We start from the raw sequence: 21,619 nt of genomic DNA, 5'->3' as shown, positions 1-21,619 counted from the left end.
ATGAAAAAGATATCAGCCCATATTATTCTGCCTTTCTTGTTGTTACCAATGTTATTATCGTGTGAAAGGTTCCTAGAAGTTGATCCTCCTAATGACAGGTTAGAAACATCTACAGTTTTTTCAGATAGCACCTCTGTTGCACTGGCAATAAGCGGTACATATAGTGACCTAATGGGAACTAACACCGGATTCCTTGCCTCCATGATTCAATTCACTTTCCTTTCATCGGACGAGCTAACGGCGAACAATTCAAGTGCCTATGCCCTGTCCTTTCTTACAAATAATCTCCTTCCCGATGACAGAACTATCAATCGGATATGGATGGATTTATATAGAAAAATTTATCAGTTGAATCAAATGATTGAAGGAATCGAAAATTCCTCGTCTATAAATGATTCCGCAAAACATAGATTTATAGGCGAAGCAAAGTTTTTAAGGGCATTTTTCTTTTTTTACACAGTCAACTACTGGGGGGATGTACCCTTGACCCTAACAACAGATTACAGAGTAAATGAGATAATGCCCCGCATACCTTCGGAAGAAATCTATGGCCAGATTATCAGAGATCTTAGTGATGCCATAGATACACTTCCGGACTCTTATCCTAGCACTGAAAAGGTTCGTCCTAACAAATTAGCTGCTGCCGCTTTATTGTCAAGAGTGCAGTTATATCTTGAAAACTGGCAGGAAGCCGAGAGTCTTTCGGATCGACTTATTTCATCTGAATTATACTTACCCTTACCTACTTTGGCAGGTACATTTAAAAAAGAAAGCAGGGAAACCATCTGGCAATTATATCCGGCAAATTCAGCAAGCCAGGAAACTTATGAAGGTCTCTATTTCATCCCAACATCGTTAACAGACAATGTTATTCCGTTTTATCTGATTCCCGATGAATTATATGAATCTTTTGAAAACGAAGATGAGCGGAAAGTTCAATGGATCGGGTCAAAACCTTCTGCTGGTAGTTACCATTTTCCATATAAATATAAAGCAAGAACGAAAATTGCAACACAAGAAGTTTCAGAATATACAATCGTATTGCGCCTGTCCGAACAATATTTAATTCGGGCCGAATCTAGAACACATCTTGGAGACTATCAAGGAGCAGTTCAAGATTTAAATGTCATCCGGACTAGAGCTGGTCTTAACGAACTGCCTGTTACGCTGTCTGAATCTGAGATCTTCGAAGCTATCGAGAAAGAGCGACGTCACGAGTTATTCTGCGAATGGGGCCATAGATGGTTTGATCTAAAACGAACAGGCAAATCTGAAGCAGTCCTTAAACCGGTTAAAGGTGACAATTGGCAAACCGGAGATATGTTATGGCCGATCCCTCTTAGTCAACTTTTAGCAAATCCTAATTTAATTCAGAATGAAGGTTATTAAACAGAATACCGTGAAACGAATATGTTTTTTGGTGATTTTGATATGCTCTCTTACTTTAGCTGTCAATGCACAGGAAGCATCGGGGATAAAACCCTTAAAGGTAGGCGACTCAGTTCCAGAAATCATATTTAACAAGATGATAAATTATGAAACGGAAACCGCTAAACTATCCGATTTTAGAGGAAAGGCAATAATATTGGACTTCTGGGCAATCTGGTGTGTTCCATGTATTACGTCATTTCCCAAACTTCAGAAATTTCAGGAAAAGTATAATCGTGAACTTAGGATACTATTGCTCTCCCGTCATGATGAGAAAGGAACAATAGATTTTTATCAGAACCGCCGTCTTACTTTACCAACAGCTTTTTATGACCGACAAAAGGATACAGTTATTGAACAGCTTTTTCCTCATTATGAAATCCCTCATTACATCTGGATAAACAAAGCCAATAAAATATATGCTATTACAGATGGTTCTGAGCTAACGGAAAGCAACGTAACTCGGTTTTTAACTGACCAGTCCTCGACACTGACTCTTAAAAATGATTCGGTTAAGTACGCGGATTATACAGGTGCGCCTTTAGATTCAATTGTGCGAGACAAGTACGGAATCAACAAAATCAGTATCAATAAAGGGATTATCTTTCAGTCAATGATTTTAAAATATGATAAAAGATTAAGCTTTGTTGAGCTAAATGGATCTGGAGAAGATGAGCATAAGTACTTGTCTTTACAGAACCTTCCTCCTTCGATCATGATGCAATATGCACTGGGATACAGGGGTTCAAAACAGAATTGGCGTTTTTATCTAGATTTTAAAGACACGTCGCTATATATACCACAAAATAATATTTCCTCACGAGAAAGAGAAAAGTGGAATGAAGAACACTGTTTCACCTATAGGATCATTACTAATAAGAGAGACAGTTCATCCATTAGAAACATTATGCGCAGGGATCTTGAATATACTTTCGGGTTACACACTTACAAAAAGAAGATCAAAGTGCCATATCTGGTATTACAAACTGTTGGAGACACTGCCCGTCTTTCCCCTAGATCATCAGACAGCAGCAGTTATATTTATACGATATACAATATTACATTAAAAAATAGGCCTATTGAAGATCTCATAACGGGTGTTCGAAGATACCATGTGGGGGACGAATTCAAACTGAGGCAGCAACGGACACTTCTTATTAAAAATCGCACAAATATTAAGGGTAACATTGATCTCGATATCGGCAACATTAATATAACAGATTTTGAAAAACTAAATCAGGAGCTGAGAAAAAACGGCCTAGAATTAAAAAAGAAAGTCGGTAAAGTCTCGATGATTGTAATTACCGATAAATAACAGGTGTTATTCACGACAAATAAGTTATTGTCCATAAAGGTATGGACAATAACTTATTAAATGGAAGAAAATTCAGCTAAAGGCGGAATTTTGCTTCGGTAGGATTCTCAGAGTTGCCTACATAGGCACAAGTATCCTGTAAGGACCCGGGACATGCAGCAGATGCGCTTGCCGTAGAATGAAGACCTGATTGACCAACAATTGTCCGCCGATCATCTTGCAATAAATTTTTTGCGTTTGAGGAACCTACAAACGCTCCGCCCACAGCCACTATGGCTGCTGCGACGGTAAAGAATTTTCTGAGCATGGCTCTAAATTTTAGTTTAATAATTCCGTTCTTTTCAATTTTCCGAATAGCCGAACGGCTTTAGCTGTTTGGAAATTATTTTGACTACTATATTACTACTAGTATACTTTCATATAGAACAGAGTTTTTGAGCATCCATCACTACTCAATAAACATTTTCTCTGTTGGATTTTCACGGCCGCCTACATAAGCACAAGTTATATCACCATAATCACAAGGAATTTCGGCGCTATCGGTTGAGTGCAGACCTTCCTAACCAATAAATATCCAGCGATTTTCCTGCAATAAATTCCTGGCATTTGACGACCTTAGAAATGCTCCGCTAATAGCCACTATAGCTGAAGTAACGACAAAGATTTTTTTTAGCATGGCACTAAATTTTGATTCGAAATCTGTTCTATATATTTTACCAAATAATTAAATGTCTCTAGCTACGTGGTTATTATTTCACTCATATCCTTCTAATATCTTTATCCTATTCATGTAGCTGCCTTCCAAAAAAATAGATGCTATTACAAGTAAAGTGAGGAATATATTCACGTATAAATGTTGTTTCCAATTTAAAAGGTTCTCAAAAAGTCCCATACATGCACACGGAAGATAATAGGCTTCTCTTTCCATTAAAAAGACATAAAACGTAAAACTAGCCATGATATACAAATAGGTATATAGGGCAAATCGTCTGGTTTTCTTTATGAGGAGCAAAAACCCAACTGCGGCTTCTACAATCGGAACGATCCATGCCAATATCCTAGCAAAATGGTATAAAAATGGGCTTTTGGATATTTCATTTGAAAAATCCGAAAAATCAGCGGCTTTTGCCATTGAGGAATACAAAAAGAAACTCATCAGCAAAATCAGAATTAGCCATTGAATAGCGTTCTTTTTCATAGACTTGCAGATTTTAAACCTTTATTCATTCCGTTAAGGCTATATATTTTTAGCTTTTGGGGAAAGAACATATAAAATTTTCCGTCTCTAACTTTGAAACTCCATATTCGTTCTTTATCCTCGGTAGAGAATGCATAGCTCCCGATGTATTCAAGTTCAGGTAGCGCATAGACATCTATCACGTTTGTTGCTGCAAATTCACGCATTGTTTCATTATCTGCCCTGACATCAGAATAGATATATATTTTGCCTTCTGAAACGGCGATTCCTTTATTTACATACCTAAGTGGGCTACCATTAGTAACCACACCACTATTTCCATTTTTTTGTATGTTGGTTTTAATAGTATAGTGGCTGAAAGTATCAACGGTATGCCCCCTCTTCACTACATTCAACAGAGTATCTAATAGATAGATGTGGTTGGCATAACGTGTGACGTATAAACATCCGTTCTTCCCGTCACAGTCAAAATAACCACCTGTTATCAAACCTGCGTCTCCGTTAATTTCCGTAACCTCATTTTCGTTAAGAGCAGTATCATGAGTTAGATTGTATCTGTACATGAGCTGATCTCCCAACCCCGGTTTAAATTTCCGCATAGCAATGGAAGTTGATGAATACCTTACGGCCCTTGTAAAAGGTTCGTTTGTCTTATGGGAAGAAACCGGAACTCCACGCTTTGAAAAAAGCGTTATTTTCTTTCCAAATCCATCAAAAAGGGCAAAACCGAGTGAGTCCGCCTGAATAGACCAACCATTTTTTAGTTTGCCTATTATCTGAATATCCAATACCAATTCTTTGGTCTTTCCAGGCCCATTGGAGATATACAATTGTGTGATTTTTTTGGGGTCTGAAGTAAAGAAATAAGCGGTATCTCTATCCAAACCAGCGAAACCTGTAACGTACTTTGGAAGAGAGTGTTCGTAAACAGGAGCTGATATTCTACCCAAAAAAGTCCTCTTGAAACCATTGTTGTCTTTGTTTGGTTCGTTACTGAATTTCCAAAGTCCAAATACAGTTAAAAAGGCTAAAACAATCAATGTAACTGAAATAGCTATCCTGGTCTTTATGACGCGATACTTTATCGCTTTTTCATTTTGTGTATATGTATTAACAAGATTATTAAGATGGGTTATGAGCCGATTAATGTCCCATCTTTCTTGTGGATCGGGAAAAGTACACCCTCTAATAATTTCCTTTACTTCAGTTGTGATCTCCAATGAATCTACATTTGAAATTTTGGCTTCTTCGTTAAGAGAGAACGTTTTATTAGGATGTTCTCTACTGGCTAAATAATAAAGCAATCCTCCTAAGGAAAAAACATCATCAGATTCTTTTGGAATATGGTTATTAGTTTGTTGTGGCGACATATAACCGTATGTTCCGCTACCAAAAGGTTTTGTTCCTGCCTCTGCCTGAGGGTATGAAAGTTCAAAATCTGTTAAAAAGACACTATGGTCGCCTTCCCTTATAAAAATATTTTTAGATGTTATGTCCCTGTGAAGATAACCAGCTTGGTGTACTTTCTTTACTTCCATGACAGCCTTTATGTAATAAGGAAGAAGTTTTTCAAAACTGTTGGATTTGTCTTTTAAAAGGGCATCAAGCGACACCCCTTCAATGTATTGGCTTATAAGGTAACAGTAACCGTCCTGCTCTACATAATCTAAAATGTTTGGCAAATTCAGCCTCCCTTCCAGATATTCTGAAACCTTCTGTTGCCACAAGAGCCGATCTCTCATTTGCCTGCCATGCAAGTCTTCCGTAGCCCAAGGTCTGGCCTGTTTGATAAAGACCCATTTCATTTTAAACAAATCCAGACCTTTTAATATATTCCCCTTATAACTACTAGCTATTAACGATATAGGTAGATATCGTTTTTTGATAAACCTAGATATTTTCTTTTCTTTCCAGTATAAGCTATTGGGAAATAGCTGATAAGCATTTTCTACAGACTCATATATAAATGGAAGTAAATGTTCTTCGCCATTGTATTCGGTATTAAGTTTACTAAAGGCAACGTACACAATGCTACCCATACGGATACATCCCGGAATAAATAACCCGTCATATTTTTCGCTTATTTTGGCAAGATCTCCTGCCACGGTATTACACAATTCAGGGTTTAGTATAAAAATCATCAAAGCTTTTCCAAACAATGTTAGCGGAAAAGCATTATTGTTGATCCGGTTATGCTGAAGCTGGTCTTTTATCAGAACAAAGGCATAGTCATTTTTGGCAAGGTAGGCTAATACTTCATCCAATATCTGTTCAGCGTTCTTTAAAGGAATAGAGAGAAATATCATCCACTTATTATCATGATCCGGTTTCCCGTGAACAAACCAAACACCATCTTCACGATAAGGGATTCCCCATTTATCCAAAAGGAAACCGTAAGACTTAAATTTCGTTTCTACTTTTGATATGAATTGGGTTGCTTCCATCTTCATGATTTTGTACAGTAAAGTTCGGGAAGTGGACAACTTTTTTAGCTATCCATTTCGGAAGTATCTCTTCCCTAAACCGGACAAATTCTATGTCTGAAAACATACAGGAACTATGTCTGATTTCAGACAAAATCATGCATAGCAACCAAGAGAAGGCAATGTATTAGGCTCTAGCAATTGAGATTAGAATAGGATCTATTTTTTGATGTTATAGAAATATTTTCGACCGATATGGAGATATTCGGCCTGCTGTTCTAGCGTGAGCCTCCTCCATAAACTGGGGAAATTTTTTACAAAATAACTGTACCGATCGGAAGCTGTTTGTTTTCGCAACATGATCTCTCTTTTCCTACCTTCCAACCATGATTCTTCATAAATTTCCAAAAGCATACGGTACATCTGTGGGTTGTTCCGTGCAACAGTATCTGCCCGCACAAGATTTAAGGAATATCCAGTTGTATTGGCAAGTACTTCTATACTTTCTACGGTTTTAGTTCCGGTTAGGAAACCATTTCCGGGAATAATGAAACCGCAATCAATGAACCAAAGGCAATGTTCCTCTTCATCATCGCTGACCACACCCTTTAACAGACCTCTGGATATATAATAGAGCATTGAAGCGGAATAACCGGAAGTATATATTATACCGTTTCGTTTAAAGTGAACACGATTAAAAAAAAACTCCAATTGATTGATCGTTTTTTCATCTGCTGACTTTAAGGTCAATAGTTTTTTTCTTAGTTCTTCCATCATTGATAAAATTTCCATAAAGAAAAAATTATTTATTGATAAAAGTGGGTGGCACATTTTTCATGTTTGCCACCCAAAAAAATCACGGCAATAAATCTATAGGGACATAGGCATGCCTGAACTGCTTTCTTCGCCTCCTTTTTCTTTGTTTTCAGTTTTTGAGCTTTCGGATTCTGCATTGAGTTTTTGCAGTTCAGTATTCATCAGATTTAAGACATCCTCTTTAATCCTTATATAGTTTTCCTGAATATCCTTTAGACTGACCTGCTCTACCCGTGGTATAGGTTTGTAGCTCATTTCTTCATTTTTGATCGCTTCATGGTCATTCTGGATTTCAACGTGAAAAATTTTCTGTGGAATCTTACAATCAGGAGTATCAGAGACTACGCCAACAAATTCACCGGAAGACAAAGTTGCTATTTTACTGGCGGGAATGGCAAAGTCCAATTGAGTAGATTTGGATATCGAGGTATCACTACTGTTTATGCTAAGGCTTTGTCTATCCTGTACTATCTTCCCAAAAATTTCGGACAACTTCTTTGCCGTATTTCCTGTAACCTGACCGCTTATAATATTCCCAACAATGCTTGTAATCACATCAGCCTGTTCCGCTCCATAATCCTTCTTTAACTGCTCGTAATTTTGCACTGCTAGGGTGGTGGACACTAAATTGGATCTGGCTGTGGCCAAAAGTTGGGGCATGCCTGCTGAACCGCCAACATAAATCGTGGGAAATTCATCGAAAATCAGGGAACATTTCAACTGTTTCTTTCTGTTAACAAGCTTTATCATTCTGTTAACGTAAAGGGAAAGAACCGCCCCGTAGGTCTGTACCTTTTGGGGATTGTTGCCCATTGCTACAATTTTGGGTTCATTGGGGTTGTTAACATCCAAGGTGAAATCGTTGCCGCTTAAAACATAGTACAATTGTGGTGAAGACAGCCTTGCCAGTCCTATTTTAGCACTTGCGATCTGTCCTTCAAGTTGCTCTCGTGCTTTCATTTGAAGCGCAGATATGAAAGGATTGATCAACACTTTTATTTCTTCTTCCGTTTGCAGGACTGCAAACAACGGATCATAATCCTGCTGCATTAATTCTATGGCATGCGGCAGTGTACAATATTTGCCATCTTCATATTTCCTTAAAAACCAGATAATGGCTGTTAAGAAGTTGATTGGACTTTCTACGAAAAAATCACCCTCTTTCCAGTCCCTGTTCAGCCCAAGCATAATGGTACGGCTTGCCTCTGTAGCATCCGTTACATCTTCCATGCTCTGGGGATCTAAGGGGTTACATCTATGGTAAATGGTATCGAAGTCAATAATCCAAAATGTGGGTTTTACAGTATAATTATTTCTGTACTGTAGAAGCTTATTATAGGCTATTTTCGTAAGATCATCGAACTTAAAATCGTAAAGAAACATACTGAATCCTTTACGGATATGCTGATCGATAACATGCCTGATAACGAAATAGCTTTTACCTGCTCCCGGAGTACCTGCCACCAACAGGCCACGAAAAGGATTGATAAAATTGATCCAACTGTCCTTTATCTTATCTTTAAGATGGTATTTAGCAGGAAGGTTTATGGAATACTCGTTCTCTAACAATCGCTCTTCCTGTGGGAAGGTTTCGTTGTCTGTATTGAACACATCGTTGTTAAGCTTTTCCTTTATAATCCTTGAAAGATAGGTTCCACCTGTAAGGATAAGAAGGTATCCGATTGAAGTCACGAGTATATAAAGTATGGCTATTATTTCGATCCTGGTCGGGATAAAAAAACATAGAATACTGACGAAATAAAGAATCAGTCCTGTGATCAAATATGCTACAATGGTTCTAACCTCCATCTTTTCATCTTTCTTCCCTTTTGCTCCCAATAGGAATATAAAAAGCAGTGCTAAAGCCGCTAATTTTGGGAGCAGGATACCGGAAAACAGTCCTGTTCTTGAGACAACAGCAATGATCCGGTCACTGATCTCTGTTGTCCATCCCCAATGCCCGAATGCCTTATAACAGCTTAGGTAGAAATGTATCGCTAGAATAAAAATGCTGATGAGACGTGTAAAATCGAGGGTCTTACGCAGCCCTTGTATGTCTTCTCCTGTGTTCATAATTGCCTTGGTTTTGGTTTCCGTTTTCTTTTCTTCTGCTTTAGGTAGGGATTAAAATGAGGATGTTCGGGGTTCAGCAGTTCCAAGAGCACCTCTTTTGAGGTAGATATTAGCGGATGTACTGATAATGTATTTTTTGCCCTTGACATTAATTTTAACTTTTGTTTAGGCTTCAGGTAATTGGTCAATGTAGCCGGAGCTTTTAGATAGGTTCTTATTCTATCCGTATCGCTCAATAGCTCTTTGAGCCTTTTGGCACTGTAATCTTTTCCAAGGCTACCTTTTCCAAGGCTACTGCCATTAAAAACGCATTTATGGCGGTGATCCACGAAAGTTGCACCGTATATAAATCCTTCTGTATTCTGGCGGAAGATCAAGGCTATTCCATTCTTTTTCAGTTCCGAAAGTAGGGTTGTCTTAGTCAACCGCTCGTATCTGTTTAGTACCTGATCTATCCGTTTTTTGAGGTCATTTCGATATGGCTTCCTTTTTTCAGCATTTTCCTCAAACTTTTTTTCCAGTTTGTTCAGGATTGGTTTATTGTAAAAACTACTCGCCTTGATCGGGACGCCGATTTTGTTACCCTGCGAATCCAAAATCGAATAGAGGAGCCCTTTCTTTTTGAACATTTCGCTATCCTCATGTCCTCTGTCCGCTGTCACATTAAATTGACCTAAGACTGCATTATATTCTGCCAAAGAAGTAAACCTGTAACTGTTCATCACGGCAGTGACCACATTACCTATCGCCCGTTTGGTAGGCAGTTCACCGTATTTTGCTTTATTTGTATCGAGAGGCTTTATGGACTGATCTACTCTATATTTTTTACTTTCGGCAGGCATTAACCCAAACTCTTCTTCGATGGATTTTCTTGCCTTTTCGGATTCCATTTTTCCTATGTTATTCAGATTGATCGGTGTGCCGTCCCGTTTGATGCTGACAGTTGCGATATGGAAATGATGGTGCGCTGCATCGCTGTGTCTGTACACCAAAAAGGGCTGCTCTCCAAAACCGATCCGTTCCATATAGGCAGTGGCAATCCGTTGCATTTTGGCATCGTCCATTTTCTCACTGGAATGGAAGTTCAGCGAAATATGTAAGGCATTCTTTTTTACGCTAGGTCTTAGGCGGTTTAGGTGCTCAAACCGTTCAGCTTTGTTTTGAAAATTGAGTTCTTCGATCTCTGTGGCGAAACCGTTTGCCAAAATGAGCCTCGCACTGCCTTCTGTAACCTTTTGCTCGTTATAATGCAGTATTCCCTTGATACTTTCGCCGATTATGATCTTTGCAACCATTTCTTAGCTAGTTTTGAAACGATATCTAACAGTTCATCTATCTTGGGTTCCAGTTGCTTATATATGCTTGCTGTTTTCAGGGCATGGAAGGCCCGTTCTCCATTGCTTTGACTTGTGTGAAAGCGATGTGTCTGTTGGTTAATATTGATTCCGATTGCCTTAATTTCCTTGCGGATTAGGGCAAGTTCCTCCATTGGGCCATTCATGGAAATGTCTCTGTGCAGGTAAGTAATCTTGCGTTTGGCAAGGATTTTTCTCACCACTTCCCCTATGCTTTTGCAATCACTTTCTTGCCGGATCTTCTCTAGCTTATTGAATTCACTCTCTGTGATCCTTAGAATAATTGGATGGCTTAAAACCTGCTCTTGATCTTTGACTTTCTTCCTGGGCATATCATACACCTATCAGAAGTTCAGACTTTACGAGTTCCGAGTAAAGTCCCCGGCCTTAAGGACGGCAAAGAGGTTTTCGTATACGAAAATACATCTTTGCTGCCCACCCTCGTGGGCCATAATTGACCTGCCCAAACGTAGTCTAAACTTTGGTTATTGAATTGTTTTTGATCCTGATTTACCTTGAGCTAATTGGGGAATTGCCTATAATTTTCGCTGGTATCTTCGGGTGAATGGAGTGGGATAAAAGACCGGAGCAGTTGCCTGATCTTAGTACGGGTATTTCTTACGGGCTTGATAATAGGCTTTAGGTCTTTGGGTAGATCTGCGCTCCTAATGTTTTCTTTATATGTGTTCCTTTTCATAACTTTGACTTTAATTCAGTCAAAGTTGGGGTGAACGTTTTGGGTTATTTGACAACCAGTTGGGTAGTGGTTAGAGATTTTTGAGTGGGTTGAGTGCAATTAGATTTAGGTTATATCTTGAAAGTGGTGCGTGAGATATAGCAGTGGAAAGCCCACAGCGAAGCGAGGACTTAGAAGGAATAGCCAAGACTGCCGACAAGTAGGACACGCTCCAAGTTATCAGCAGCCTAAAAAAAATATACATTCTTAAAGAAAACAGTATTTAGGAATATATATTATAGGTATGGCTCTTTTGGCGTTACATAAATGTTTTCGGGCCACAATACCATTACACTTTCTGTTTTATGTGCTTCGCCATAGCTGAATAAAAAATATTTCTACGGTTTCTGATTTGTTTATGAATTTCAGGCTGTTGCATTATTCTACTCGCCCTTCTGGTGTATGAAAGATAGTTACTCCCGGCTTTTAAAGGCAAGGGTTTGAAATTAAAATGGTAAAACCCTTGTGCATTCTTAACCAAAATCTTTTTTTTCTTAGGAACTTTCTCCTTGTTAAGGTTAATATTATTATAAATTCTTTTTAGTTGCCGGGGAAATAAAATTAGATCTCCGTCATGGCTATAACGCCTTTTGTCAGCTCTATTCACTTTGCGCTTTAGCGAGGTAATCATCCTTCTGTAATACTTTGCTAAATTGGCGGACTTTATTAACGTACGATAGCCGTAAAATTCGAATCCCAAGTATGTTAATGGTTTGCCTGGATGCTTACCATCGTCGCCTATGAGTGTAGATGTTATTCTGTTAATTCGGGGACTAATCTGCTTTATGCTGAATAAAAACTTCTCTGTTTTATCCGTGCTGATTTCGACATCGCTTTTTTGAATTTCTTCGAGAACAAATTTTTCAATCTCTGTTGCTTCTTCGGGTTTACAAATAATCATTATATCGTCTGAATACCTCCTGTAAAATCCACCCGCTTTATTGACAATATTTTCCAATATTACTTTATCAAACTCCAACAAATATAGGTTAGCCAAGACAGCACTAATGGGCAATCCTTGCGGTATACCGACAGGTCTATTCTTTTTCATAAACGGCTGTTTATAGACTTTCAAATCCCTATTTTCGATTGCTTTCTTGAAATCATCAATTGAAGAAAAAAAAGATTCCACTCCATTATATTTCCGTATCGAAGCTAATTTCTTTTCATCAAAACCTGAACGTCTACCTCTTTTCTGAGGTTCCACCCTTAATTCATCTTTTAATATATACCTGAAATTAGTAGCTGCGTTGAAAACGTTGAAATGTGCTTGATTCAACCTTTCAACTTTCAACAAATCGCACCATGCTTTTTTTAATCTTTTGTGATTAAGTTCGCTAAAGAAACTTTTAATATCAAACATAAGAACAATACATCCATCAGAAGCCCTTCGCTTTATTTCCTCAAAAGCCTCATACGCAAAGTGAATTGTACTTTTACCATGCGAATTCTCATCATCGTATTCCACAAAATCTTCCTCTTCTGCCTCCTCGACCTCTATTTTTCTGTACGCAATCACACAATCAGAAAGTCCTGGATATAGCTTCAATTCATCTTCATAAAGCTTTAAAAGTTTCTCAGCGTAGCAACCAAAGATCATAGCATCAATATGCGTCGCATAATGTAGTGGTCTAAGCTTAGCAGTTTGTTTATACTCATTTCCTTTTTTGAAAGAATGTGCTCGTCCTCCACCAGGGATTTTTTTATATTTTCTTTCTTTAATTACAGAATGAATCAAAGGAAAAAAGCCATGTCGTGCCACAAATTTTTCACTATGAACCTTCGAATATATCTCCTGATAACGTCTGTAAACATCAATTTTAGGTGTAATATGGATGTAGCCCCTGCTTTTTAGCCAAGAAGGTCTCTTATCAAATGGTGGTATCATAAAGTAAGCCTTGCAGCATGGTGTAACGGATTTTTTTGATAAACATAACTTACGTCTCGGTAAGGCCAGCACCCAATAACTGAGTCACACTAACTTTTCCAATGTCATACACAGTTCAATGTTTCACTTAATAACACCAATAATGATGATAGTTAACATATTTATATGTATATTTGTAAATTGCTGCATTAGCACTATAGAAGATCCTACGGCTTATTCAGTGATTCTGCTACTCGTGAGAGTGCTTGATATCCTGAAAGCCCTAACTGGTCAAATAGAGCATATACATGACAATCTCGTTCCTGTTGTCCTTTTCATACAACAGTAAATTTTTCATCGAGAGAAAAAATATAACTCCTTCTGAAAAACTTTACGGCCTAACTAAACGTCTATCGTCCTCATGCCGCAAGGCTATCTACAAATATAATAAATTTATGGCTTTTATTGTTATTTTTACTTATGGAATCTAGACTTTTTAGCATAGGTGATGTTGTAACATTAAAAGCGCATCCTTACATCCCTGAATGTAGCGAAATCGTCATTAGCGGCGACCACATAATGCTTCCTCCCTTAATGGTAATAGTGGAAATTTACAAAGCTAAACCAAGTTTTGGCGGAAAGAAAGTTGACACTTTCAAATATAGATGTGCATGGTTTTCTCCGAAGCCTTATAAATTTATATACGCTGAAATAGAGGAAGAAGATCTGAAACTAATTGCCAAATGTACTTCTTCTATCAACAAGAACATATTAAGTCGGGGTGATAAAATCGTATTTAAAACAGCCTCTATAGAACTTGGGAAAAAGAAATCCTTTTTAACCTATGACGATAATTCTTTAAATAACGGGATTGGCAGCACCGTAATTAATTCGTTGCTATCTTTTTTACCTCCTATATTGCAGGTAGTAGATCATCAGCCTCATAAAACTAAACACGCACTGAAAGACAAAAAAGACGCTGATATACGGCATGTACCATCGTTAGATATAAAATTTAATTTTTTTGATCCTACAAGTGATAAAGTTTCAAGTAATGTTCTTCCGATAGAAGCTTTAGAATTAATCGAAGAAGTTAACCCAGAAACAATCTCCACATTGACTCGTTGCATTAAACGGTCCGGATATCTAACCGTCAAAGGCACTAATACAAAAACGGTATGTAAGCCTCGAAACATCGCTTCTCGGGGTGGCTACTACTTTCTTAGAGCTTATGATTACCTATCAAATAAAGTTGAAGAATTTGAAATTATCCCTTCTAATACCTTTACCGTTTCAAAAACTCCTTTTTTGGAAGAGGCTCCTCAATTCGACATTGTTACAACACCAACCGCCGCCACAACGCAGTATATAAACCTTGAGATAATTGAGGTTATCAAAAAAGCTGCTTCTACATCGTCCTTTATAAGGATTAAATACAAGAACCGTAATGATCAGTTGTCCCTTCGTACAGTTAAGCAATTCGAAATTGTTGAAGTGACGGAAAGTACTTTGAACGTTGTTTATTTAATAGGATATTGCTTATTGAGACAAGATCGTAGGAGTTTTCGAATAGATCGTATCCAAAATGTACAAACTTTGGATTTAAGTTTTAAGTAACTTTGATGCGCCATATCAGCTTCGGAAGAATTCAAGTGTAGCTTTGTTAGAATAAACTAACCATTTCTTTATAGTTACTATTTATTAAATTATTGGTAAATTGGGGTCACAATTACCTAATATTATGACCTTGATTGAGTATTTAAAATCACAAGCATCCAAAAACACGCAAATAGGCGATTTGGCGAAAGATGCAATAAATGACAGAGAGTTACCCCATAAGGTTTCCGAAGACGAAATAATTTCCTATTTAGAGTATAAAACTAGTATTAGGGGAACAACTGGTGTGTTTAAAGAATTGATGCGAGATTATAAGAATCAAAAAGAAAGCATTGCAGACCCTACAAACCTCGAAATTAATTTTAAGCCCATGAAGTCGGAACAATGGTCTTACTTAAAGGAACATTTCGCATCCGATAAGGCGATAACTGTAGGTAAGCCCGGACAAATTTACAGGGTTTTCGGAATTAATACAAAATGCTCCCAAGCCCTACGTTTCGATATATATACAACCCGAGACTTAGACGAACTTTCAATATTACCTGTGTCACGTATCTATAAAGGAGAGCTTACCAAGGAAGTTTCCCTAAAAGAAGCCATTGAAGCTCTGGAATCATTAATATTTGACCATAATAGACAACCAAGAGAACCTAATTTCTCAGAAATGATGGAATACCTCCGTAGCCAAATTTAAAATTGATTTTAACAAATTAGACCTACTTCCATGCAGTAGCATTATTATCATTGACTATTTCATTGTTTTTGTGTCGTAACTAAAATGCGGTTAATTGGAATGCTTATTATCGCTTAAAGGAAACAGGAGACCTGTTCAAAGGGGTTTAGGAAAAGGCATTGATCTAAATAAAACTGTAGAAAAATTTAAGGAAAAGTTTTAAGTCCTATAGGATGTTTTAAGCTTGAATAGCAAAAAATAGGGATCATAAGACCCCTGCATCTGAAAAAGAATAATAGCCTTCACTTGAAAGGATGATATGATCTATCAGCTTCATCTGCATCAGTTCACAAGCATCCGAAATTTTACCTGTTAGCATTCTATCACTTTGACTAGGTTCCAATTGTCCGGTTGGGTGGTTATGAGCAATGGCTATTAATTTTGCGTTGGAAAGCAGTGCGGGTGAAATTAGCAATCGTAGATCTACAATGACCATATCCACCCCACCGTCTGCTATTTTTCTGTATCCAATTGCATTCAGCCTACTGTTGAAATATATTGCGTAAAAGCTTTCCCGGATTTCAATTTCATCTATATTCCATATCTCTCTAAAAGCCTGACAAAGTTTGTCCGATGAGTTGACATTTTTGAAATGCGAAGGATCGAGTAATTCGTTTTTGTGATAGGTAAGACGAAGTTCGTTGGCGATGAATTGATTTTTCATGATGATTTAATTTGAAGTGAAAAGAAAAATTAATTGAGGCCAAAGCGGTTACGAGCCTAAGCCCGACTGAGAAAAGAAAAAGCAAGCAAAATGGCGAGGCTCCGTCCGGAACGGATGGATACCCGTTTTGTGCAGGTTTTTCTTTGAAGTGGGTGGGGTTATGGATTGGGGACTGTCGGGCTGGCGAAGTAACTTTGCGTGCTAATTAATTTGTATAGGTTATATCACCTAGTTAGATAACGAAAGATGCCAAAAATCATCTGGAGCTTTAAAAGCTTTTGCTTTTCACGATGTAATGACCGTAACAGCAATAAAATAAATTTTTGATATTTGGATTTAATATCGTAATATTGCGATATTAAATAGAAGATATGGGACTTACAAAATCAGAAATATTCACAGACGAACAGAACAGGCTGGCATCACTGTTTAAAGTTTTGGGACATCCGGCACGTATAGCCATACTTCAATATATTATCAATCAGAAAGCCTGTATCTGTAATGATCTGGTTGATGTATTGGGACTGGCACAGGCTACCATTTCACAACACTTAAAGGAGCTGAAAAACATCGGCATCATTCAGGGAACAATTGAGGGGAAGTCCGTTTGCTACTGCATTGAGGAAAAGAAATGGAAAGAAATACAAAATCTGTTTAACCTTTTCTTTGAACAGGATGTAAAAGTTGGACAATGCTGTTAACGGCATTTTTTGTACTTTATAACATCGTTATATTGCAATATAACACTAAATATTCAGTTTTAATCTATGTATCATGAAGCTATCAAAAATCAAAGAAATCTTACCGGCATTGGAAAATGTTGAATTTCAGTTAACAGACGGGACGCCTGTTCCCGAACATTTCCACGTCACAGAAATTGGAATGGTTACAAAACATTTTATTGACTGCGGGGGAACCATCAGAAATGAAAAGATCGTCAATTTTCAATTGTGGAATGCCCATGATTACCAACACAGGCTGAAACCTGCCAAACTATTAAACATCATCCGGTTATCCGAAGAAAAATTAGGGATTGAAGATGCAGAAATAGAGGTAGAATATCAACGCGAAACGATCGGTAAATACGATCTTGGTTTTAACGGGAACCATTTTGTGTTAAAAAATAAACAAACGGCCTGCCTGGCTAGTGATGCATGCGGCATTCCTGCGGAGAAGCAAAAAGTTAAATTATCCAACCTGAACAGTGCCTGCTGCACACCAAATTCAGGATGTTGCTAAATGGAAACAAGGCCAATTACAATAGATAATTTTGCTGAAGTGGCAGAAATCTACAGGCAAGGGTTAGCTACCAATATAGCCACTTTTCAAAACGATCTGCCCCAATGGGAAGAATGGGACAGAGGGCATCTCGGCTTTTGCAGGATCAGTATTTATGAGCATAACAAGATGATCGGTTGGGCAGCATTGACACCTGTTTCAGGCAGATGTGTTTATGCAGGGGTAGCAGAAGTGAGTATTTACATAGGACAAGACGAAAGAGGAAAAGGTTTCGGTAAACTATTACTGCATGAATTGATCGCACAGAGCGAAATAAACGGCATCTGGACTTTACAATCGGCAATCTTCTCTGAAAATCAAAGCAGCATCAGACTACACGAAAAGTGCGGTTTCAGGCTAGTAGGTTACAGGGAGAAAATAGGAAAGAAAAACGGTGTTTGGAAAGACAATGTACTAATGGAGCGTAGAAGCAAAAGCGTTGGAACAAATTAACAGGTATCAAACCAAATAAATTATCATGTATTCAGCTTTATCACAGACAATAGAAAAATTGAGGCGACAAACAATCAGCGAAAAGCGTAAAACCCTATTAAAACCGTTGATTGATTTTGTACAACAAAAAACAAACGGGCAGCAGGATATAAATATCAATTTCATCTGTACCCATAATTCACGTAGAAGCCACTTATCACAGGTATGGGCCCAAACAGCCGCCACATATTTTAGCATTCCAAATGTATATTGTTATTCAGGTGGTACAGATGAAACGGCACTGTTCCCGAAAGTGGCAGAAACATTGACCGATCAGGGCTTCAATATTTTCAGGATAACAGAGATCAATAATCCTGTATATGCCATTAAATACAGTGACAACGCTTTACCTATAATCGGTTTTTCCAAAAAATATGATAACCCTTACAATCCTGTATCGACATTTGCCGCTGTTATGACCTGTTCACAGGCAGACAATGGTTGTCCTTTTATTCCCGGTGCGGAAAAAAGAGTGTCCATCAACTATGAAGACCCTAAAATTTCAGACAATACGCCGGAACAGAAAGAGGTTTATACAGAAAGAAGTTTACAGATCGCAGCAGAAATGTTCTATGTTTTTTCGGAGATTAATAAATAGCCGATGCAACCAAAACTTAAATTCCTTGACCGTTACCTTACCCTGTGGATATTCCTTGCTATGGCTTTGGGAATTATGTTAGGGTATATTTTTCCGAACATTTCCGATCTCACAGATACTTTATCCGTAGGCACTACCAATATTCCCCTGGCAATAGGGCTTATACTGATGATGTACCCTCCTTTGGCAAAAGTAGATTACACATTACTTCCAAAAGCGGTTAAGGATAAAAAAGTAATCGCAATATCCTTATCGCTCAATTGGGTAATCGGTACGGTGCTGATGTTCGGCTTGGCTGTTTTGTTTTTAAGGAACGAACCGGATTATATGACCGGCCTGATATTGATCGGGCTGGCAAGATGTATCGCAATGGTAATCGTATGGAATGACTTGGCAAAAGGCAACAGGGAATATGCAGCCCTATTGGTAGCACTAAACAGCATCTTCCAGATTCTTACTTACAGTTTTTTGGTTTGGCTGTTCATCAATGTACTGCCCAATAAATTAGGATTGGCCAGTTTCAATGTAAGCGTGTCCATGCAAGACGTGACTGAGAGTGTACTGATATATCTAGGTATTCCTTTCTTTGCAGGTTTTATAAGCCGTTACTTCCTGACCAGATTAAAAGGTATAGAATGGTTTAACCGGAAATTTGTGCCGATAATATCACCGATCACATTGTACGCTTTGCTGTTCACTATAGTGTTGATGTTCAGTTTGAAAGGCCATAAAATATTAGAATTACCAATGGATGTGATAAAAGTAGCAACTCCCTTAATCATCTATTTTGTATTAATGTTTTTTGTGAGCTTCTTTGTCAACAAATTATTGAACGTTCCTTATGACAAAAACGCATCCGTGGCATTTACAGCTACGGGTAATAATTTTGAACTGGCAATAGCCGTATCTATTGCTGTGTTCGGCATTCATTCCCCACAGGCATTTGTGGGCGTCATCGGCCCATTGGTAGAAGTTCCCGTATTGATAGCACTGGTTAGGGCCAGTTTATGGTTGAAGAAGAAATATTACAAATAAATAACGAAAAATAGTTTCTTTCCCAGATGACAAAACTTTTAGGTACCACCCTGAAAGTTGTCAATGACTCGTATAAACTTTTGGCACCATTGTTTTTCAAGACAATGAAATAATATGGCTAAAAGACTAATCGAAAAAAGAAATATTACACCCGAACAAGTAGTGAAAATTTTGAGTAAAAACGGCATACAAGTTAATGAAGACCAAGCAAAAATAATTTTGGATTTTATGTATATTTTAGCTAAATTAACAGTAAATCAATACTTTAAAAAATATTAGCAGAATCGTTTACTGTAAAAATTTTTATCATGATCTCAGCATATCTTTATATTCGTGTAAGTACAGACGAACAGGCCAGAAGGGGGTATTCTTTAAGAGAACAGGAAGAGAGACTTTTGCAATATTGCCATCTAAACGGTATAGAAGTTTTAGGCATTATCCGTGAAGACCATTCTGCCAAAACATTCAACCGTCCAGAGTGGCAAATGCTATTGGTTCAACTGAAGAAAATGCGTAAAACCGCTGTTCAGATACTTTGTGTCAAATGGGACAGATTTAGTAGGAGTATAGAAGCCGCATACGAAATGATCGGTGTGTTAAGATCGCTAAATACGAGTATAAATGCTATCGAACAACCTGTTGATGTATCTATTCCGGAAAATAAAATGATGCTTGCTATATATCTTGCTGTACCAGAGGTTGAAAATGATAGAAGGGCCCTGAACGTGTTTTATGGAATGAGAAAAGCTAGAAGAGAGGGTCGTTGGATGGGATCAGCGATTAAAGGTTATATCAATAGGGTTACTCCTGATGGAAAGAAATATATTATGCCTAAACTGCCTGAAGCAGATATTATGAAATGGATTTTTGAAGAACTTTCTAAAGGTGTTTATGCTGCTGAACAGGTACGTAAGATGGCTAATGAAAAGGGGCTTCAATGCGAAAGGAACAATTTTTGGAAAATTATCCGGAATCCTGTCTACTGTGGTTACGTGGTTGTACCTGCTCATAAAGATGAGGAAATGGAATTAGTCCGGGGACAACACCAGCCGATTATTTCTGAAAGTCTTTTCTATAAAGTCCAAGATATATTAAACGGAAACAAAAGACCTTTGGCAGTTAAAATTGTCTCAAAGGATATGTTACCGTTAAGAGGATTTCTTGAATGTCCCAACTGCCATAGAATGTTGACAGGCAGTGCATCAAAGGGGCGGCATCAGCATTATTACTATTATCACTGTTCGTCACCGGATTGCGGAAGCAGGTTTAAAGCTGAGGATGTGAACGATTATTTTGAAAATCATTTATTGCAGTACAAACTTGCGTCAGAAGCGGGAGAACTGTTTAAAATGGTTGTTATGGATGAATATAAAAGCTCAAGACGTGAAGAACTTGACGAACGGACTTTACTTTACAGTAAAATAGAAGAACAGGAAGAAATATTGGCTAATGCTAGGCGCAAGCTAATGAAAGATGAAATCGACCATTCCGATTTCAAAATCATCAAAACGGAATGCAATGAGATTCTAAAAAGACTGGAAGTGGAATTGACCGAACTACCCACATCCTCGGAAAACCTTCGAACTATTGAAAACTTGCTTGACATAGTTATAGTAAAGTATTCTAATATAGATATACATTATAAAAATGCTGGTATTGAGGAAAAGCGCCGTATCATTGGTTCGATGTACCCCGAAAATCTATGTTTTGATGGAACAGGGCATCGAACCGCTCGGCTTAACGAAGCACTGTCTCTTATTTTGCTGATTAACAGTAAATTAGAAGACATAAAAAAGGGGAAAGATTCTTTGAATTTGAATCTTTCCCCTAAGGTAGCCCGTAGGGGAATCGAACCCCTGTTTCAAGAATGAAAATCTTGCGTCCTAACCCCTAGACGAACGGGCCATCATTGCTTTCTCCGTTTCGGGACTGCAAAAATACATCTAAGATTTATAATTCAAAAAAAAATTTAAATTATTTCCAAACCTTCG

Annotated in this window: 21 protein-coding genes and 1 tRNA gene; 11 read left to right on the top strand and 11 right to left on the bottom strand. The window is 37.8% G+C overall.

Features of this window, described 5'->3' with window-relative positions; all coding sequences use genetic code 11:
* On the top strand, positions 1-1,389 hold the full coding sequence (locus tag E0E36_RS23065) for a RagB/SusD family nutrient uptake outer membrane protein (protein ID WP_130857915.1): 1,389 nt from the start codon (positions 1-3) through the stop codon (positions 1,387-1,389).
* Positions 1,376-2,743, top strand: a complete 1,368-nt coding sequence (locus E0E36_RS23060; protein ID WP_130857914.1) for a TlpA family protein disulfide reductase — start codon at positions 1,376-1,378, stop codon at positions 2,741-2,743. The genes E0E36_RS23065 and E0E36_RS23060 overlap by 14 nt, the downstream gene beginning before the upstream one ends.
* Positions 2,744-2,819: 76 nt before the next feature.
* On the opposite strand, the gene E0E36_RS23055 is transcribed toward E0E36_RS23060, so the two are convergent.
* The 9 genes from E0E36_RS23055 to E0E36_RS23020 all read right to left on the bottom strand — a co-directional run bounded on the left by E0E36_RS23055 (position 2,820) and on the right by E0E36_RS23020 (position 13,304).
* Positions 2,820-3,050, bottom strand: coding sequence for a hypothetical protein (locus tag E0E36_RS23055; protein ID WP_130857913.1), 231 nt, complete (start codon positions 3,048-3,050; stop codon positions 2,820-2,822).
* A 447-nt stretch (positions 3,051-3,497) separates the two neighbouring features.
* Positions 3,498-3,875: a MauE/DoxX family redox-associated membrane protein gene (locus E0E36_RS28415; RefSeq protein WP_423213037.1), complete on the bottom strand. Its 378-nt coding sequence runs from the start codon at positions 3,873-3,875 to the stop codon at positions 3,498-3,500.
* A 62-nt stretch (positions 3,876-3,937) separates the two neighbouring features.
* Positions 3,938-6,391 (bottom strand): serine/threonine protein kinase, encoded by a 2,454-nt coding sequence (locus tag E0E36_RS23045; protein WP_130857911.1) that lies wholly within the window; start codon positions 6,389-6,391, stop codon positions 3,938-3,940.
* Positions 6,392-6,583: 192 nt separating this feature from the next.
* A complete protein-coding gene (locus E0E36_RS23040; RefSeq protein WP_130857910.1) occupies positions 6,584-7,156 on the bottom strand; it encodes a Crp/Fnr family transcriptional regulator in 573 nt (190 codons plus the stop codon).
* Between the two features lie 78 nt (positions 7,157-7,234).
* Positions 7,235-9,253 (bottom strand): conjugal transfer protein MobC, encoded by a 2,019-nt coding sequence (gene mobC / locus E0E36_RS23035; protein ID WP_130857909.1) that lies wholly within the window; start codon positions 9,251-9,253, stop codon positions 7,235-7,237.
* A complete protein-coding gene (locus E0E36_RS23030; protein ID WP_130857908.1) occupies positions 9,250-10,548 on the bottom strand; it encodes a relaxase/mobilization nuclease domain-containing protein in 1,299 nt (432 codons plus the stop codon). Before E0E36_RS23030 ends, mobC begins: the two co-directional genes overlap by 4 nt.
* Entirely contained in the window at positions 10,530-10,940 is a 411-nt protein-coding gene (locus E0E36_RS23025) for a mobilization protein (RefSeq protein ID WP_130857907.1), read from the bottom strand. Before E0E36_RS23025 ends, E0E36_RS23030 begins: the two co-directional genes overlap by 19 nt.
* Before the next feature lie 188 nt (positions 10,941-11,128).
* On the bottom strand, positions 11,129-11,305 hold the full coding sequence (locus E0E36_RS27835; RefSeq protein ID WP_165447054.1) for a hypothetical protein: 177 nt from the start codon (positions 11,303-11,305) through the stop codon (positions 11,129-11,131).
* A gap of 328 nt (positions 11,306-11,633) precedes the next feature.
* Positions 11,634-13,304, bottom strand: a complete 1,671-nt coding sequence (locus tag E0E36_RS23020) for a reverse transcriptase domain-containing protein (RefSeq protein WP_130857906.1) — start codon at positions 13,302-13,304, stop codon at positions 11,634-11,636.
* A gap of 387 nt (positions 13,305-13,691) precedes the next feature.
* Between E0E36_RS23020 and E0E36_RS23015 the strand changes: the two genes are divergently transcribed.
* Both E0E36_RS23015 and E0E36_RS23010 read left to right on the top strand, forming a co-directional pair.
* Positions 13,692-14,828 (top strand): helix-turn-helix transcriptional regulator, encoded by a 1,137-nt coding sequence (locus E0E36_RS23015; protein ID WP_130857905.1) that lies wholly within the window; start codon positions 13,692-13,694, stop codon positions 14,826-14,828.
* Positions 14,829-14,952: 124 nt separating this feature from the next.
* The gene (locus tag E0E36_RS23010) at positions 14,953-15,522 is read left to right on the top strand and encodes a YozE family protein (RefSeq protein ID WP_130857904.1); all 570 of its coding nucleotides are present in this window, start codon (positions 14,953-14,955) and stop codon (positions 15,520-15,522) included.
* Between the two features lie 244 nt (positions 15,523-15,766).
* Here the strand turns inward: E0E36_RS23010 and E0E36_RS23005 are convergent, their stop codons facing one another.
* Complete coding sequence (locus tag E0E36_RS23005; protein ID WP_130857903.1) at positions 15,767-16,225, bottom strand: JAB domain-containing protein; 459 nt, start codon at positions 16,223-16,225, stop codon at positions 15,767-15,769.
* A 371-nt stretch (positions 16,226-16,596) separates the two neighbouring features.
* Here E0E36_RS23005 and E0E36_RS23000 point away from each other — a divergent pair, with 371 nt between their 5' ends.
* The 7 genes from E0E36_RS23000 to E0E36_RS22975 all read left to right on the top strand — a co-directional run bounded on the left by E0E36_RS23000 (position 16,597) and on the right by E0E36_RS22975 (position 21,499).
* Entirely contained in the window at positions 16,597-16,926 is a 330-nt protein-coding gene (locus tag E0E36_RS23000; RefSeq protein WP_130857902.1) for an ArsR/SmtB family transcription factor, read from the top strand.
* Between the two features lie 73 nt (positions 16,927-16,999).
* On the top strand, positions 17,000-17,464 hold the full coding sequence (locus E0E36_RS22995; protein WP_130857901.1) for a DUF6428 family protein: 465 nt from the start codon (positions 17,000-17,002) through the stop codon (positions 17,462-17,464).
* Positions 17,465-17,956, top strand: a complete 492-nt coding sequence (locus E0E36_RS22990; protein WP_130857900.1) for a GNAT family N-acetyltransferase — start codon at positions 17,465-17,467, stop codon at positions 17,954-17,956.
* 25 nt (positions 17,957-17,981) lie between these two features.
* Complete coding sequence (locus E0E36_RS22985; protein ID WP_130857899.1) at positions 17,982-18,593, top strand: arsenate-mycothiol transferase ArsC; 612 nt, start codon at positions 17,982-17,984, stop codon at positions 18,591-18,593.
* Between the two features lie 3 nt (positions 18,594-18,596).
* Entirely contained in the window at positions 18,597-19,628 is a 1,032-nt protein-coding gene (arsB, locus tag E0E36_RS22980; RefSeq protein ID WP_130857898.1) for an ACR3 family arsenite efflux transporter, read from the top strand.
* Between the two features lie 114 nt (positions 19,629-19,742).
* Positions 19,743-19,907, top strand: a complete 165-nt coding sequence (locus tag E0E36_RS27830; RefSeq protein ID WP_165447053.1) for a hypothetical protein — start codon at positions 19,743-19,745, stop codon at positions 19,905-19,907.
* Positions 19,908-19,936: 29 nt separating this feature from the next.
* Complete coding sequence (locus E0E36_RS22975) at positions 19,937-21,499, top strand: recombinase family protein (protein WP_130858040.1); 1,563 nt, start codon at positions 19,937-19,939, stop codon at positions 21,497-21,499.
* Here E0E36_RS22975 and E0E36_RS22970 read toward each other — a convergent pair.
* A tRNA-Glu gene (locus E0E36_RS22970) sits at positions 21,462-21,533 on the bottom strand. The genes E0E36_RS22975 and E0E36_RS22970 overlap by 38 nt on opposite strands.
* Between the last annotated feature and the right edge of the window lie 86 nt (positions 21,534-21,619).

The sequence above is a fragment of the Olivibacter jilunii genome (genome assembly GCF_900607235.1).
GTDB classification, from domain to species: domain Bacteria; phylum Bacteroidota; class Bacteroidia; order Sphingobacteriales; family Sphingobacteriaceae; genus Olivibacter; species Olivibacter oleidegradans.
This window is presented reverse-complemented; position numbering and strand designations above follow the sequence as displayed.

Coding starts and splice junctions, on each gene's coding strand:
- E0E36_RS23065 (WP_130857915.1), top strand. CDS start 1: ATGAAAAAGATATCAGCCCATATTATTCTGCCTTTCTTGTTGTTACCA.
- E0E36_RS23060 (WP_130857914.1), top strand. CDS start 1,376: ATGAAGGTTATTAAACAGAATACCGTGAAACGAATATGTTTTTTGGTG.
- E0E36_RS23055 (WP_130857913.1), bottom strand. CDS start 3,050: ATGCTCAGAAAATTCTTTACCGTCGCAGCAGCCATAGTGGCTGTGGGC.
- E0E36_RS28415 (WP_423213037.1), bottom strand. CDS start 3,875: ATGGCAAAAGCCGCTGATTTTTCGGATTTTTCAAATGAAATATCCAAA.
- E0E36_RS23045 (WP_130857911.1), bottom strand. CDS start 6,391: ATGAAGATGGAAGCAACCCAATTCATATCAAAAGTAGAAACGAAATTT.
- E0E36_RS23040 (WP_130857910.1), bottom strand. CDS start 7,156: ATGGAAATTTTATCAATGATGGAAGAACTAAGAAAAAAACTATTGACC.
- mobC (WP_130857909.1), bottom strand. CDS start 9,253: ATGAACACAGGAGAAGACATACAAGGGCTGCGTAAGACCCTCGATTTT.
- E0E36_RS23030 (WP_130857908.1), bottom strand. CDS start 10,548: ATGGTTGCAAAGATCATAATCGGCGAAAGTATCAAGGGAATACTGCAT.
- E0E36_RS23025 (WP_130857907.1), bottom strand. CDS start 10,940: ATGCCCAGGAAGAAAGTCAAAGATCAAGAGCAGGTTTTAAGCCATCCA.
- E0E36_RS27835 (WP_165447054.1), bottom strand. CDS start 11,305: ATGAAAAGGAACACATATAAAGAAAACATTAGGAGCGCAGATCTACCC.
- E0E36_RS23015 (WP_130857905.1), top strand. CDS start 13,692: ATGGAATCTAGACTTTTTAGCATAGGTGATGTTGTAACATTAAAAGCG.
- E0E36_RS23010 (WP_130857904.1), top strand. CDS start 14,953: ATGACCTTGATTGAGTATTTAAAATCACAAGCATCCAAAAACACGCAA.
- E0E36_RS23005 (WP_130857903.1), bottom strand. CDS start 16,225: ATGAAAAATCAATTCATCGCCAACGAACTTCGTCTTACCTATCACAAA.
- E0E36_RS23000 (WP_130857902.1), top strand. CDS start 16,597: ATGGGACTTACAAAATCAGAAATATTCACAGACGAACAGAACAGGCTG.
- E0E36_RS22995 (WP_130857901.1), top strand. CDS start 17,000: ATGAAGCTATCAAAAATCAAAGAAATCTTACCGGCATTGGAAAATGTT.
- E0E36_RS22990 (WP_130857900.1), top strand. CDS start 17,465: ATGGAAACAAGGCCAATTACAATAGATAATTTTGCTGAAGTGGCAGAA.
- E0E36_RS22985 (WP_130857899.1), top strand. CDS start 17,982: ATGTATTCAGCTTTATCACAGACAATAGAAAAATTGAGGCGACAAACA.
- arsB (WP_130857898.1), top strand. CDS start 18,597: ATGCAACCAAAACTTAAATTCCTTGACCGTTACCTTACCCTGTGGATA.
- E0E36_RS27830 (WP_165447053.1), top strand. CDS start 19,743: ATGGCTAAAAGACTAATCGAAAAAAGAAATATTACACCCGAACAAGTA.
- E0E36_RS22975 (WP_130858040.1), top strand. CDS start 19,937: ATGATCTCAGCATATCTTTATATTCGTGTAAGTACAGACGAACAGGCC.